The sequence below is a fragment of the Lentzea flava genome (assembly GCF_014648475.1).
In the GTDB taxonomy this organism is placed as follows: domain Bacteria; phylum Actinomycetota; class Actinomycetes; order Mycobacteriales; family Pseudonocardiaceae; genus Lentzea; species Lentzea flava.
Genome location: NZ_BMRE01000071.1, coordinates 18,446 through 33,045 on the forward strand (window position 1 = coordinate 18,446; position 14,600 = coordinate 33,045).

Here is a 14,600-nt window from a genome sequence, read left to right on the forward strand (position 1 = left end):
GAAAGGAACGGTCGACGATGACCACTGCCGAAGTTTCCGCGCCCTACGGCAACGGAGCAGGCCAGAAGGCCCCCGCCAAGAGGGTTCGCGTCCACCACCTGCGTGAGATGAAGGAACGCGGCGAGCCGTGGCCCATGCTCACCGCGTACGACACCTTCACCGCCTCGATCTTCGACGAGGCCGGTATCCCCGTGCTGCTGGTCGGCGACTCCGCGTCGAACACCGTCTACGGCAACGACACCTCGCTGCCCGTCACGGTGGACGAGCTGATTCCGCTGGTACGCGCGGTGACGCGCTCGGTCAAGCGCTCTCTCGTGGTCGCTGACCTGCCGTTCGGCTCCTACCAGGTGTCGGTCGAGCAGGCCGTGGCGACCGCCGTGCGGTTCATGAAGGAAGGCCAGGCGCACGCGGTCAAGCTGGAGGGTGGCTCGTACTTCGCGCCGCACATCCGCGCGATCACCGCCGCGGGCATCCCGGTCATGGCGCACATCGGCTTCACCCCGCAGTCCGAGCACCAGCTGGGCGGCTACCGCGTGCAGGGCCGTCACGAGAACCACGACACCGTGGTCCGCGACGCGCTCGCGGTGCAGGAGGCCGGTGCGTTCGCGGTCGTGCTGGAGATGGTGACCGCCGAGGTCGCGAAGCAGATCACGCACGACCTGGTCATCCCGACCGTCGGCATCGGCGCCGGTCCGGACACCGACGCCCAGGTGCTCGTGTGGCAGGACATGATGGGCCTGAACCGCGGCAAGGCGCCCCGGTTCGTCAAGCGCTACGCCGACATCGGCAACATCATGCTGGGCGCGGCGACGGAGTTCGCGAACGAGGTCCGCGGGCACCAGTTCCCCGGTCCCGAGCACACGTTCCACTGATTGAACGATGAAGGGTCCCTTCATCCACTTGAGGTGGAAGAAGGGACCCTTCATCGTCAGCGGGTCCAGGCTGTTGGGTCTGGGCCCGCGGGCACTATGCCGGTCGGATTGATCTGGTGGTGCGTCACGTAGTAGTGGCGCTTGATGTGGTCCCAGTCGACCGTGTCGCCGAACATCGCGTAGAGGCGCTTCGCATAGGCCCACAGGTTCGGCATCTCGGTCAGCTTGTTCCGGTTGCATTTGAAGTGTCCGTGGTAGACGGCGTCGAACCGGACGAGCGTGGTCCAGAGCCTGATGTCGGCCTCGGTGAGCTGGTCGCCGACGAGGTACCGGTTCTTCCCTAGGTGCTCTTCGATGCGGTCGAGTTCGGCGAACAGGTTCGTGTACGCCTCCTCGTAGGCCTCCTGTGACGTGGCGAAACCTGCTTTGTAGACGCCGTTGTTGACGTTGTGGAAGATCGGCTCGATCCAGGCGTCGATCTCCTCGCGCAGGTGCTCGGGGTAGAGCGTGCTCTCCGGGCGCCAGCGGAGGCTGAAGTCCAGCGTGATCTGCGGGTAGTCGTTGGTGACGACCTTCCCCGTGGTGCTGTCGACGAGCGCGGGGACGGTGACTCGGCCGTCGTAGTTCTCGTCGGCCTTGTCGTAGGCCTCTTTGAGGAAGTCGATGCCGAGGACGGGGTCGGTCTCGGGGAAGCGCCAGCCGCGTTCGTCCCGGATGGGGTCGACGACCGCGAGCGAGATGGCGTCTTCGAGGTTCAGCAGCTTGCGGACGATGATCGCTCGATGCGCCCACGGGCAGGCGAGGCTGACGACGAGCCGGTAGCGGCCGGGTTCGGGCTCCGGCCGCGCGGTGAAGCGGTTGGGCTGCCGGACGAACGCCCCAGTGGTCGAGGTCTCCTTCGTGAACTGCGCCATGTCGTCGACGATAGGCCCATGTACCCGGAGATCGAGCCCCACGCGTCAGGTCACCTGGACACCGGTGACGGCAACCTCGTGTACTGGGAGGAGTGCGGAAACCCCGCCGGCAAGCCCGTCGTCTTCCTGCACGGCGGCCCCGGCGGCGGGTGTTCGCCGTCGCACCGCCGCCTGTTCGACCCGGCCGCCTACCGGATCGTCCTGTTCGACCAGCGCGGGTGCGGGCGTTCGTTGCCGCACGCTTCGTCGTCGGGTGATCTGTCGCTGAACACGACGTGGCACCTCGTCGCCGACATGGAACTGCTGCGGGAGTCGCTCGGGATCTCGCGGTGGCAGGTGTTCGGCGGGTCGTGGGGCTCGACCCTGGCGCTGGCGTACGCCGAGACGCATCCGTCGCGGGTTTCCGAGCTGGTGCTGCGCGGGATCTTCACGCTGCGATCGTCCGAAGTGGACTGGTACTACCGCGGCGGGGCGGCGAACCTCTTCCCCGACCTGTGGGAGAGGTTCATGGAGCCGATCGCCGGACTCGACGGCGATCCTGTTGAGCTGTACGCGAAGCTGCTGTCCTCGCCGGATCCGTCGGTGCACGGGCCTGCTGCCGTCGCGTGGAGCACCTGGGAGGGCGCGACCGTGACGTTGCTGCCCCGGCCGGAGCTGGTGGCGGAGTTCGCCGTGCCGTCGTACGCGCTGGCGTTCGCCCGGATCGAGAACCACTACTTCGTGAACAACGGGTGGTTCGAGGAAGGCCAGCTGATCCGGGATGCCGTGCGGCTGAAGGACATTCCCGGTGTGATCGTGCAGGGGCGCTACGACGTCGCGACGCCCGCGGTGTCGGCCTGGGACCTGCACAAGGCGTGGCCGGGGTCGGAACTGGTGCTGGTGCCGGACGCCGGGCACGCCTACGACGAGCCCGGCATCCTCGCGGCACTGCTGGCGGCGACGGACCGGTTCCGCGACTAGCGGCGGCCGACCCACTTCGCGCTCGACGTGGTGCACGCGGCCACCGTGACCTGAGCCGTCAGGCACTTGCCGGTGGCGATGTTGCGGAACTGGAAGGACGTTCCCGTGGGCGGGTTGCGGCGCCAGCGCTGGGTGCTCGCGCCGCAGACCTGGCCCGACACGTTGCCCGTGCTGCTGGCGGTCAGGCACTTGCGGGTGGCCACGTTGTGCGGCACGTCCGCGTCGCTGACCGGGACGATCCACTGCTGGTCCGCGGCGAGCTCGTTGCAGGCCCTCAGCACGATGTCGGTGCCGGAGTCGGCGAGGCAGCGGCTGGTGCCGGCGAGCTGGTAGACGAACACCGGCTCGGCCTGCGCCGGGATGGCGGTGAAGGTCGTGACAGCGGCGGCGGTCGCGATGATCGCGGCTAGTTTCCCCATGCCGAGATCCTGGCAGCGTGATCAGTCCCGCGAATCCACCTGTGGTTGTCAACCCTGGCCGTAGTCCAGGGCCCGTTCGAGGCTGTGCCGCGCTTCCACCAGAGACGGGCCGTACCAGGTCAGGTGACGGCCGTTGACCAGCACGTACGGCAGGCCGGGGAAACTCTCCGGGCCGTCTTCGTGGGTGAACAGGTACGGCTCGTCGGGCAGGATGACCAGGTCGGGGCGCTTCGCGTTGAGCTCTTCGAGGCTCGGCCGCGGGTAGCGCTCGGCGTCGTCGGCGTAGACGTTCTCGATTCCCAGGCGCCGCACCACATCGGTGGCGAAAGTGTCGCGGCCGACGACGACCCACGGACGGCGCCAGACCGGGATCAGCGCGGTGAGCCTGGCCGGTTTCGTCTCGCGCCACAGGTCTTCTGCCTGGGTCAGCCAGTCCGGTTCGAGGTCCCAGGCTGTGGCGAAGAGTCGTCGCAACGACTTCAGCGCCAGGGGGACGGTCTTCGGGGCTTCGGTGACCCAGACCTGGATGCCGTTGGCGCGCAACCGGTCGACGTCCTCGGCGCGGTTCTCCTCGGAGTTCGCGATGACGAGGTCGGGGTTCACCGCGAGGATCTTGTCGACGTCGGGGTACTTCGAGCCGCCGATGCGCTGGACGTCCAAATCGGACGGATGGGTGCAGTAGTCCGTCGCGCCGACGAGGGCGTCCGGGACGCTGACCGCGACGGCCTCGGTGATGGAGGGGACCAGGCTGACCACGCGGGCCGGCTGGTCGAGCACCACCGGCTCACCGAGGTCGTCGACGGGCAGCATCAGACTCCCGTGATCTTCAGACCGGCGTGCGTCTTGTAGCGCCGGTTGATCGCGATGAGGTTCGCGGTGAACGCCTCGACCTGGTGGGCGTTGCGCAGCCGGCCGCCGTAGACGCCGCGGAAGCCGGGCACCAGCTCGGCCAGCTCGCGGACGGTGTCGGTGGCCTCGCGGTCGTCGCCGAGGACCAGCACGTCCATGTCCACTTCGGACACCGACAGGTCGGCGAGCAGCACGGCGGACACGTGGTGGAACGCGGCGGTGACCCTGGACTCCGGCAGCAGCAGCTCGGCCTGCTGGGCGGCACTGCCCTCGGTGACCGGGAGCGCGAACGGGCCCTGCTTGTCGAAGCCGAGCGGGTTCACGCAGTCGATGACGATCTTGCCGGCCAGCTGGTCGCGCAGGCTCTGGAGGAGGTCGCCGTGACCGTCCCACGGAACGGCCACCAGCACGATGTCCGAGTCGGCTGCGCAGTCGGAGTTGTCCTTGCCCTCGACATGGCCGCCGGCGACCTCGGCGATCTCCTTGGCTGCCAGTTCCGCGCGCTCGGCGCTGCGGGAGCCGATGATCACCTTGAGGCCCGCCTTGGCCCAGCGGATGGCGAGGCCCTTGCCCTGGGCTCCGGTGCCGCCCAGGACGCCGACGGTGAGGTCACGAATGTCTGTCACCCCTGCATCTTCACACGGGGGCGTGGGTCGGGGCTGTGCAACGTGACCTTGCGCTCGGAGTTCGGATTCAGGCGCGCTCGAACCTCACGCGCCGCTCGACCGGATCCGCCTCGGCCAGCCGCACCCGAATGCGCTCCCCCTCGGGCAGCTGCCTGCCGGAGCATTTCGCCAGCACCGGCGGCGCCGACACGAACACCTCGGCTTCCTGGTCGCCCGCGCGCAGCACCACCGCGTCGAACTCCTGGCCCACCCGGCCGGCCAGCACCCAGGCCTCCACCTGGTCCAGGGACGCCCGTTCCACCTTCGCGGCCAGCGAGTCCGACGCGCCCATCAGAGACGGCAGCTGGGGCAACGCCTCCGCTAGCCAGGACGGCAACTCCTGCCCTGCCGTCACCGCCAGGCACACCTCGGTGGCGAAGCGGTCCACCAGGCGGCGCAGAGGTGCGGTCACGTGGGTGTACGGGGCCGCAACGCCTGCGTGGGTCACGAGTTCGGGGACCTGGCCGTTGAAGGCCGAGTAGCCCGCGCCGCGCAGCAGCCGGGTGGCGTCCGTGAACAGCGCCAGCGACTCGGGCCGGGTGGCGTCCAGGCCTGCCAGGAACGCGCCCGGTGAGAGATCGGAAGGCCACGGCACCTGAAGAGCGGATGCGGACTTGCGCAGAGCCGAGACGGCTGCGGCGTCCGGGTTCGGCAGTGTGCGCAGGATGCCGACGCGGGCCTGAAGCATGATCGAGGCGGCCGCCATGCCGGTCATCAGCGAGATCTCGGCGTTCCAGGCGTCCACCTGGGCGCGCGGCCTGGTCACCAGTTTCCAGCCGGAGCCGTCGGGCTCGATCTCCTGTTCGGGCAGCTGGAGTTCGATGGCGCCTCGCTCGCGGGCCAGGGCGCGGCGGAGCGGGCCGAACTCCGCCAGGGCCGCCACGGACGGGTGCGGGGTGCCCGCGTCGAACGATTCCTGCACGGAGGCGTAGTCGAACTGGGCCTGCGAGCGCACCAGAGCTCGTCGCACCTCGACCGACTCGGGAACGCCGTCAGCCGAACAGGTGAACGTCCAGAGCACGGCGGGCCGGACCACGCCGGGCAGGAGGGAGGCCGCGCCCTCGGAGAGCACGGTCGGGTGCAGCGGCACGTTGCCGTCGGGGAGGTAGATGGTCTGGCCTCGGCCGCGGACCTCGGTGTCGAGGGCGCCGCCGGGGGTCACGAAGGCGCCCAGGTCGGCGATCGCGTAGTGCACCACGAAGCCCGAGGCGGTCCGCTCCAGGCACAGCGCCTGGTCCAGGTCCTTCGCGCCGGGTGGGTCGATCGTCACCAGCGGGATCGAGGTGAGGTCGGGGCGGTCCCCCGCGGAACGGGAGACCGCCTGTTCTGCCTCGGCGAGGACGGCTGCGGGGAACGACGCGCGCAGCCCGAACTCGGTGCGGATGTCGTCGAAGGCCAGGTCGGCACGGCCCGTGCGGATCACCAGTGAAGCCACCCGCAACAGCCTAGGCCGTCAGTCCTCGTCGTCGCCGCGCCACTTCTTGTCGGCCTCATCGGCCGCGCGGGTGCGTTCGCGGGCGATTTCCAGGGCGCGGGCCGCGGTGGCCTCGTCCGGATACGGGCCCATGCGGTCGGGGCCCTTGCAGCCCTTGCCGTGTTCCACGGTCTGGTGGGTCAGGCAGTAGTACCAACCGCTCGTGTCGCTCATCTGCGTTCGCCTCCCAAAGGCGCCGGGAATCCCCTCGGCGGCGTTGACTGGTTGGCGTTGGCGTACTCCGACGGGATCGGGTCCAAACACGACACCAGCACCGTGCGGTCCTCGGCGTTCTCGATCTTACGCCCGGCGCGGTCGCGGTAGACGAGAGAACCGTCGGAGTCGATCTCCATGATGGCGCCGACCTCGGCCAGCTGGTCCTCGTCCAGGTCGACGAGCTTTTCGTAGCGGGACGGCACCACGCGGTAGATCGGCCAGTTCAGGTGGCCGTAGGTGCGGTGGAACTCCGCCAGCAGGTGCGTCAGGTGCTGTTGCCACGGCAGCGGCATCGCCTCGGCCAGGGCACGCGGGACGACGACGTAGTCGGGCGACACCCCGGGAGCACCGGCGGCCATGTAGTCACGCACCGGTGTGCTCGACGCGGGCGGTCCGGACGGCCTCGGGATGGGGTCGTGGTTGAACATGCAGCGCCTCCCCGCGATCTACACGCCCGGCCGGACGGCCAGCGGCATCAACTCGTGATAATCCCAGTTGATCTTGCTGATCTTCACCACGTCACCCGTCTGTGGCGCGTGGATGTACTCGTCACCGCCGAGGTACATGGCCACGTGGTGCACAGTTCGCGGGTTCGACGTGTCGGTCGCCCAGAAGATCAGGTCGCCTGGCTGGGCGTCGCGCACCGGGAGGTGGGCGCCGCCCTTTTCGTACTGGTCGTTCGCCACGCGTGGGATCTTCACGCCCGCCGCGGCGAACGCCTTGACCAGGATGCCGGAGCAGTCCCACGCGTCCGGGCCGTTGCCGCCCCACAGGTACGGCTCGCCCAGCTGCTCCTTGGTGAACTGGATGGCCACGCCCGCCGCGTTCGACGCCAGCAGGAACTGGCCCGCGCCCTCGCCGCAGCCAGCCGGGTCGCTGATCTGTCCCAGCTCGCCGAGCAGGAACGCCGCCATGGCCTCCCAGTTGTGGTAGCGGTCGGGGAACGCCGAGCGCTCGACCGCCTGCGCCGAGTCGCCGGGACGCTTGTTCTCCCAGTCCGGCACCTTCAGCAGCACGTCGTAGAACTTGTTGATCGCGTAGGTCGGATCGGTCACCTCGGCCGGTGAGCCCCAGCCCATCGACGGACGCATCTGGAAGATGCCGAGCGAGTCGCGGTCGCCGTAGTTCAGCGGGCGCAGGCCCGACTCGGTCATGCCCGCCTGGATCGCGATCTGCCACGCGAGCGGCGGCAGCTTGCGCTCCTGGCCGATGGAGATGATGCGCGCGACGATGTTGCGCTGCTCGTCGTTGAGACGCGCGGCGTCGCGCTGGCCCTTGTCGCCGCCGCCCGCGTCCCACGGACCGATGGCCGCGTTGCAGCTCATCAGCTTCAACCCGCCGTTGGCCGCCGGGTTCGTGGAGTTGCTGACGACCTGGGTCACGCCCGACGTCGCCACCGCGATCACGACGACCGCGACGAGAGCCCCGACCAGCAACATGAGCCGCATGGGTCAGTCCGCCTTCGTGTAGCTGTTCACGCGCCATTCGTTGCTCGGCGTCTTGACCAGCGTGATGACGACCTTGCCGATGTCCGTGCCCACCTCGAAGTCGGCCGAGGAGGTGAACGACTTCTTCGGCGTGACCTTCTGGGTGATCTTGTCCGGCGCGTTCTTGGGATCGATCGTCGCCATCTGCGCGAGGAACTCCTCCGTCGTGTACGGACGGAGCTGCGCGAGCCACTTGTTCACGTCGTTGTCCGGCGGCGGCTTGATCCAGTTCTCGGCCCACAGCTCGGCGATCAGCTGCGCGTCGGCCTGGGGCGGCGCGGCGGACGCGGAGATCGACGGCGGCGGCTGCTTCGTCGGCAGCGAGGCACCGCTGGACGGCAGCTGCCCGACCTGGGTGCCCTGCGGCGACGTCGACTGGCCGGCGACCGTCGGCGTGACCGGCCCGCGGTCGAGGACCTTCGGGATGATCACGCCGAGCGCGACGACCACCACCACGAAGATGATGATCGACGCGGCCAGGTGACGCGGGGAACGCAGCGGCCATCCCCAGAGCCTGCGGTACACCGCGGCACGGCCGCGGTTGGTTCGGATCGGCACCTACGCCTCCCTTCAGTTGTCCCTGACTTCGAAACCGCGCGACGGCCGGTAGATCACGTGCACCTGACGCCCTGCCACCACTTCCGTCTCGGCCCTGCGAGGTTCCTGCGCCGGGCCCGAGTAGCCGTTCGACCGCGACGGCACGAGCACCGCGTCGTCGACGCGATCCCACTGCCTGTCGGTGACCGGAGGGCTGTCGACGACCCGCGACCGCCCGACCGGCAACGCCGCCGGGCCCGATCCCGCGGGCAGGGCACCGGCGCGCACGCCGTAGCCGTCGCCACCGCTCATGATCTGACCGGGCTGGGCGTCCCGGTCGAGGCGCTGTGCCGTCGCCATGACCGGGCTGGAGGCCTCCGGGCGGACGCGACCGCGACCGCGCTGCGGCACCTCGTCGCCCTCGGCGTCGCTCTCCCGCACGGACTCCCAGAACTCGTCCTGCGGCGTCGGACCCGCGGGCTTCTTGCGGCCCAGCATCTTCGACCAGACGCCACCGCTCATCGGCAGGACGTTGCCCGCGGAGCCGACCGACATCTCGACCATCTGCCACATGCGGCGCAACGGTTTGCCGATCACGAAGCACACCAGCGTCAGCATCAGGCCGAGCAGCGTGCGCGTCAGCAGCGAGAGCCCGGTCGCGTTGAAGATCGCCTGCAGCAGCAACGCGTGGACACCCGCGAGCACCGCGAGCACCAGCACGTTGAACACCGTCACGGCGGCCGCGCGCGCGACCTTGCGCAGCAGGTCGTGGTGGATCAGCGCGACGAGACCGATGAGCGGTCCCGCCAGGGTCAGAATGCGCAGCAGCAGCTGGGCCAGCAGCACCGCGGCCTTCGCGAACAGCTGGAACAACGAGAACGCGATGGACTGCAGCAGCGCCAGGAATCCCGCGCCGGTGCGGCTGCCGTCGGTGCCGTCGAAGTAGCCCTTCGCGGTGCCGAGCTGAGCCTCGAGCGCCTTCCACTCGGCCTTCTTGGCCTCGAGCGCCGCCTGGTCCGCGTCCTTGTGCTCGGCGATCTCCGACGTCGTCCACGCCTGCGCCTTGAGGATGCGCGGGCCGTACTCGGTGGCCTGCGGTGCCTCCGGTGTGCCGAACGCGCCGCGCAGCCAGCTCTGGTAGACGACGGCGTCGTGCAGCTTCGTCGGCAGGACGTGCAGTGTGCCCTGCTCTTCCGGTGCCTCGATGAAGCCCGCCTGGATCTCCGACGTCTTGGAGACCAGCGTGTTGTCGAGCAGGTTGTAGAACTGCGGCAAGGCCAATGTGGACGTTGCCAGCCACATGGCCGCCAACGCCCAGAGCCCGCGTTTGGAGATCGTGGCGAAGTCGCCGGTCCAGATCTGCCGGAACATCAGGATCGCGAGGATCAGCGCCACCAGGCCGAACCAGCGCAGGTAGACGTTGTCGTAGACCTTCTGCACGCCGTTCTTCACGGCGTCGTCCAGCGGGACCAGCAGACCGCGGCCCATCACCGTGTAGTGCAACGCGTTCGTGGCGCCGACGATGTTCTTGCCGATGCTGAAGAGCTCGTTGCCGGCCCACGTGTCCAGCGTGGCGTTGGCGTCCGGGAGGATCCCGCACTTGGGCTGGTAGTTGTGCCAGACCATGCCCGCGTAGCCGTAGTCGAGGTACGGCGAGCCGGGCAGGCCGTTGCCGACGGGCGGGTCGAGCGCGCCGACCATGCCCGCACCCGGTCGTTCCGGGTTCGGTGCCTCACCACAGGACTGGGCGTGGGCGGGTGCGCCGATCACGACCTGGAGCGCCAGGATCACGGCCACCGCGATGACCGAACGGGACTTCGCTGACGTGCGCAGCGCGAACCGCCGCCTCGCCCAGAGCAAGGCGGCGATCGCGAGCACGATCGTCAGCGCCGTCATGCGGCGCCGTCCCGGTGGCGGTTGCTCCCGTCACCATGACCCACCAAGTGGGCCTCGTCCTCCGTCAGTCCGAGCTCCATGTCCGCCGCCAGTTCGTCGTCGATCTCGTCGGGCACGTAGGCGGGCGGCTGCGGAGCCGCGTGGTCTTCCGTCGGCACGAGCTCGCCCTTGCCGTTGTCGCGCTTGGCGTCCGGGGTCGTGTCGAGGGCGTTGCGCAGGTGTTCCAGGTGCGGGCCGCTGAAGTCGATGCGGATCCGCTCCACGCCACCGGCACCGTCGCCGAAGATGAACTGCCGCGGCGCGCGGTCGCGTTCGGTCGCGGTGCGCTCGCCACCGGGGCGGCGGCCGAGCGACGCGACGACCTGCTCGTACCCGGCGCCGACCGGAACCTTGAGCAGTCGCAACGCATCCGCCTGCGCCTGGTCGTCGTCGAGACGGCCGACGAAGACCGAGTCGAGCAGCGCGACGAAGCCCTGGATCTTCAGGAAGTCGGCGGGGATCTGCGACGACAGCAGCACACGCACGTTCCACTTGCGGGAGTCACGCGCGAAGCGGTTCATCAGCACGCGACCGGTCGGGACCTCGGAGAGGAAGAACGCCTCGTCGATCCAGACGCCCTTGCGGAGGTCCTTCGGCCGGTCGTAGATGGACCGCTGGGTGAGCCAGGCGGCGAGGTTCAGCATCTCGACGCCGAGCGCTTCCGCGTCGGTCCAGTGCTCGCGGCCGACGCCGTCCTTCGGCAGGTTGAGGCCCGCCATGGTGAGCACGGTGAGCCGGTCGTCGCGCTGCTCGTTGTACGGGTCGGCGTCCGCCTCGGGGATCAGCAACGACATGCGCTCGCGCATCTCGTCGAGGAAGTCCGCGACGACGACGGCGTGCTCGTGGTGCTCGGACGCGTCCCGGCGCAGCGCCTCGAAGACGAGACCGGGGTGGGCGTCGAAGCGGCCGCCGACCGTGCGGACGGCACGCAGCAGCACGATGCGCGTCTGGGGCAGGCGCGCGACCTCGAACGGCAGCAGACCCGTCAGCACGTCCAGCACCAGACGACGACGGGTCGCCGCCGCCAGCGCCTTCTCGCGGCGCCAGGCCCGCTCCGGGTCGTCCTCGTCGAGGAAGTGCTCGATCATCGGCTCGGCGACCACCCGGTACGGGTTGAGGATGCCGGGCTGGGCGTTGAGCAGGTTGATCGGCCGCGCGTACGGCCGCAGCTCCGGCAGGTCGCACAGCGCCGCCAGCGGGCCGGACGGGTCGAGCAGCGTCCAGTGCGCACCTGCCCGCAGCGTCTTGTAGACGATGCCGCCGCCGAGGAACGACTTGCCGGCGCCCAGACCCGCGACCATCGCCGTCAGACCCGACGCGTCGCGCAGCTCCTGCGCCATCCACGGGTCCCACGCGACCGGGCGGCGGGTGGCCGTGACGGTCTCGCCGAGCAGGATGCCGCGGCGGTCACCGACCTCGGCCGTCGCCGTGGGAACAGCGGACGCCGCCCACAACACCGAGCCGCGGCGCAGGTACGCGCCGTTGGACAGCGGTTCGCCCGGGATGAACTCGCGGGCGATCGCGTACTGCGCCTCGGGGTGCTCGATCGCGATCTTCGGCTTGTACAGCTCCAGCAACTGCTGGGCCAGGCGCAGGGCCTCGCGCTCGGTCGGGCCGCTCACCGCGAGCCGCCACCACGACCTGACGCGGGTGCCGAGCGCGGTGAAGCCCGACGTCATCTCGTCGTCGATCTCCAGCACGCGACCGGCCTGGCGGGCCAGCGACTGCGGCGGGTCCAGCTCGTGCTCGTCGGTGTAGTGGCGGACCTGCGAGCGCACCTTGCTCATCTGCCGCGACAGCTCACCCGAGACTTCCTCCGGCTTGCGCACGTAGATCCGCGCGGACCACTCGACGGCGGCGGGCAGCCGGTCGGCGCGCTGCACCCACGGGTCGTCGACCTCGGGGATCTGCAGGCCGTGCATCAGCCCGACGGTGAGCACGCAGACGTGCCGCTTGATGCCCGCGTTCGAGCCGGTGCGGCCGCGCACGGTCACCGTGGGCGAGTACGGCTCCTGATGGAAGTCCGCGGCGTCGGTGAAGGACGCGAGGTCCTCCGGTTCCCACGCGGCACCCGGCACGGCGGGCAGGTTGCGCGGCGCGGGCAGGCCCAGCGAGCACGACCTGTGCATCAGCCAGGACATCTCCTCGGCCGTCGCGGGACGGCCTTCCAGACCCGCGGAACCGATGACCTGGTCGAGGTGCTCGACCTCGGAGTCGAGCGCCACGAGCTCGGCGTCGACGGCGTCCGGGAAGACCTTGCGCAGCACGGGGGCAGCGCGTTCGACGGCGCGGTCCATCATGTTGCGGGTCTGCACCTGGACGCCCAGGTAGACCTCTTTCTCCGCCATCGAGCGGCCCATGAGCTGCTGCTGCTCGCCGACCATGTAGTCGTCGAACGACAGCGTGCCGGGCGTGTCCGGCAGGCGCTTCACGGCGTTGTGCACGTGCGCCTCGGCCCACATGCGGATCGGGTACGGCCGCGTGGTGACCCGCAGGTGCATCCAGCGGCCCTGCAGCTCGGCGTACTGACCGGCGATCGCGGCGATCAGGTCCTGGCGCTGCGAGTCGCTGCGGAACGACCAGCGCTGCGGCGCGAGCCGGTACCAGGCGTAGACCTCCTGGCCGGTGCGCAGCAGGTGGCCGTCGATGCTGCGGGCGGCGATCGACGGGGTGTAGCTGGGCACGGCCTGCTCGCCGGGCAGGCGACGGCCGCGCTTCGAGTACACCTGGGCACGCTCGCGGGGGTCCGCCGCCGCGTGCTGGGCGATGTGCTGGGCGGAGCGACGGTCACGGTCTCGCCGGCGTCCGAACACCGCGAACCTCCTTCTTACGGCTGGCTGACGTCCGGCGGTGCTGGGCCTGCTGTCTCGCCCGTTGTTTCTTGCTCAACTTGGGACGAGGCCGCTGCGGAGTGACCCGGATCCGGGCGGCGCTGGCCGCTCCGCCGGTACTTGCCGTGCGCTCTCGAGGTGCGGTGAGCTCGCGGACCCACATCGACATGACGGCCGTGAGCGGCCGTTCATGGCTGATCCGCGCGGTGATGAAACGAGTGAGGAGGATCGTGGCCACGAGTGCCCATGCCGTCGAGAAGAAGCCGAACCCGACGCCCATCTGGCGCTCGATCGTGAGTACGACGAGGAAAACGACGATCCCGACGCCCCACGCGACGTACCGCGCGCGCCAGGGAAAAGTCGCTTTGGGCGGGCCGAGCCAGACGGCGTCGACCCGGTAGACCTCGTCGTCAGTGCGGACCCGCACGTGTCAGCCTCCGACGAACAAGCCGGCGAGCCACTTGCCGATGTTCGACCCCGCGTCGGTCGTGACGGCGAGGCCGATGATGGCCAGTGCGACGATCACACCACCGAGGCGGCGCATGACACCCGCGTTGTCGCCCTTGCCACCTCCCAGCCACAGGAGGAGGAGCGCGACGGTGAGCAGGAGCAGCGGAACGATGTTGTCCAGGATCCAGCCGCGGACATTGCCTGTGCCCGGCACCGTCGGCTGCTGCTGAGCGAGTGTCACCAGGTCCATGGCGGTCATTAGGTACTCCAGAGTGCGCTCGGGCTTGCGCTACGAGTAGAACACGAGTTCGTCACGAGGTGTGAAGCTGTTGGAGCGGGCTGTAGATCATCTGGCCGTTCCCCCTGCGAGGAATTACGTCTAATCTGGCCGACACATCATCACTGAGGAGACGTCAGTGGGGAACACCCGGACCAAGATTCTCTCCGTCGCTGGCAATGTTCACCCGACTGCGAACGCCCTGGTCACCCACAGTGCGTGCGTCCTAAACATGCGCACGTGTACATCCATGTGAACGCCCTGATCGGCCGGTTCGCGGCCCCTTGAGGTGCGCGGCCCGGAGCGACGACTCCGAGGAGATTCGCCCATGCTCGAACCTGACCTCGTGCCGGACGGAAGTGTGGACGGAATCACAGCCTCCCCTAGTGCTCCAGGCGTGGACGAGCCTACCGGGGAGGCGCCGCAATCCCGGCGCCGGGTCCAGCGGACGATCAACTTCGACCGGTCGGTGCTCGAGCGGGCGCGTGCGGCGGCCACCTATCTGGCGTCCTACGAGCCTCAGGCGGGGGTGCGCTCGTTGGCTGACATCGTCAATCCGGCCGTGCTGGCCTACGTCACCGAGTTGGAGGATCTCTACAACGCCGGGGAACCGTTCCGCCCGGTCCTCCGCATGCCTTCAGGACGCCCCGCCAAACGATGAACGGCGCTTTCGTCCACCTGGTGTTTTAACCAGGGGTGAGGTCCTTGGGACGG

At 69.4% G+C, this 14,600-nt stretch carries 16 protein-coding genes; 3 read left to right on the forward strand and 13 right to left on the reverse strand.

Annotated elements, in window-relative coordinates; genetic code table 11:
* Positions 1-17: 17 nt before the first annotated feature.
* Entirely contained in the window at positions 18-872 is an 855-nt protein-coding gene (gene panB, locus IEZ09_RS41370) for a 3-methyl-2-oxobutanoate hydroxymethyltransferase (protein WP_189259321.1), read from the forward strand.
* Positions 873-928: 56 nt separating this feature from the next.
* On the opposite strand, the gene IEZ09_RS41375 is transcribed toward panB, so the two are convergent.
* Complete coding sequence (locus tag IEZ09_RS41375) at positions 929-1,786, reverse strand: glutathione S-transferase family protein (protein WP_189259322.1); 858 nt, start codon at positions 1,784-1,786, stop codon at positions 929-931.
* An 18-nt stretch (positions 1,787-1,804) separates the two neighbouring features.
* Between IEZ09_RS41375 and pip the strand changes: the two genes are divergently transcribed.
* Positions 1,805-2,746: a prolyl aminopeptidase gene (gene pip, locus IEZ09_RS41380; protein ID WP_189259323.1), complete on the forward strand. Its 942-nt coding sequence runs from the start codon at positions 1,805-1,807 to the stop codon at positions 2,744-2,746.
* Here the strand turns inward: pip and IEZ09_RS41385 are convergent.
* From IEZ09_RS41385 to IEZ09_RS41440, 12 genes are all read right to left on the reverse strand, one after another.
* On the reverse strand, positions 2,743-3,165 hold the full coding sequence (locus IEZ09_RS41385) for an RICIN domain-containing protein (protein WP_189259324.1): 423 nt from the start codon (positions 3,163-3,165) through the stop codon (positions 2,743-2,745). The two genes, pip and IEZ09_RS41385, sit on opposite strands and share 4 nt — an antisense overlap.
* Positions 3,166-3,213: 48 nt before the next feature.
* Complete coding sequence (locus IEZ09_RS41390; protein ID WP_189259325.1) at positions 3,214-3,975, reverse strand: helical backbone metal receptor; 762 nt, start codon at positions 3,973-3,975, stop codon at positions 3,214-3,216.
* On the reverse strand, positions 3,975-4,640 hold the full coding sequence (gene npdG, locus IEZ09_RS41395) for an NADPH-dependent F420 reductase (protein WP_189259326.1): 666 nt from the start codon (positions 4,638-4,640) through the stop codon (positions 3,975-3,977). Before npdG ends, IEZ09_RS41390 begins: the two co-directional genes overlap by 1 nt.
* 67 nt (positions 4,641-4,707) lie before the next feature.
* Positions 4,708-6,114 carry an RNB domain-containing ribonuclease gene (locus IEZ09_RS41400; protein ID WP_189259327.1) on the reverse strand — a complete coding sequence of 469 codons (1,407 nt, stop codon included), beginning with the start codon at positions 6,112-6,114 and terminating at the stop codon, positions 4,708-4,710.
* A gap of 18 nt (positions 6,115-6,132) precedes the next feature.
* Positions 6,133-6,327, reverse strand: coding sequence for a hypothetical protein (locus IEZ09_RS41405; protein WP_189259328.1), 195 nt, complete (start codon positions 6,325-6,327; stop codon positions 6,133-6,135).
* Positions 6,324-6,797: a hypothetical protein gene (locus IEZ09_RS41410; protein ID WP_189259329.1), complete on the reverse strand. Its 474-nt coding sequence runs from the start codon at positions 6,795-6,797 to the stop codon at positions 6,324-6,326. The genes IEZ09_RS41405 and IEZ09_RS41410 overlap by 4 nt, the downstream gene beginning before the upstream one ends.
* A gap of 18 nt (positions 6,798-6,815) precedes the next feature.
* A complete protein-coding gene (locus IEZ09_RS41415) occupies positions 6,816-7,817 on the reverse strand; it encodes a C40 family peptidase (RefSeq protein ID WP_189259330.1) in 1,002 nt (333 codons plus the stop codon).
* A 3-nt stretch (positions 7,818-7,820) separates the two neighbouring features.
* Positions 7,821-8,414: a hypothetical protein gene (locus IEZ09_RS41420; RefSeq protein WP_189259331.1), complete on the reverse strand. Its 594-nt coding sequence runs from the start codon at positions 8,412-8,414 to the stop codon at positions 7,821-7,823.
* Positions 8,415-8,426: 12 nt separating this feature from the next.
* Positions 8,427-10,289: a hypothetical protein gene (locus tag IEZ09_RS41425; RefSeq protein WP_189259332.1), complete on the reverse strand. Its 1,863-nt coding sequence runs from the start codon at positions 10,287-10,289 to the stop codon at positions 8,427-8,429.
* Positions 10,286-13,141 carry an ATP-binding protein gene (locus IEZ09_RS41430; RefSeq protein ID WP_189259333.1) on the reverse strand — a complete coding sequence of 952 codons (2,856 nt, stop codon included), beginning with the start codon at positions 13,139-13,141 and terminating at the stop codon, positions 10,286-10,288. Before IEZ09_RS41430 ends, IEZ09_RS41425 begins: the two co-directional genes overlap by 4 nt.
* Positions 13,116-13,586, reverse strand: coding sequence for a hypothetical protein (locus tag IEZ09_RS41435; protein WP_229813405.1), 471 nt, complete (start codon positions 13,584-13,586; stop codon positions 13,116-13,118). The genes IEZ09_RS41430 and IEZ09_RS41435 overlap by 26 nt, the downstream gene beginning before the upstream one ends.
* Positions 13,587-13,589: 3 nt before the next feature.
* Positions 13,590-13,868, reverse strand: a complete 279-nt coding sequence (locus IEZ09_RS41440) for a hypothetical protein (protein ID WP_030472642.1) — start codon at positions 13,866-13,868, stop codon at positions 13,590-13,592.
* Between the two features lie 346 nt (positions 13,869-14,214).
* Here IEZ09_RS41440 and IEZ09_RS41445 point away from each other — a divergent pair, with 346 nt between their 5' ends.
* The gene (locus IEZ09_RS41445; protein WP_189259334.1) at positions 14,215-14,547 is read left to right on the forward strand and encodes a ParB family protein; all 333 of its coding nucleotides are present in this window, start codon (positions 14,215-14,217) and stop codon (positions 14,545-14,547) included.
* The last annotated feature ends 53 nt before the right edge of the window (positions 14,548-14,600 follow it).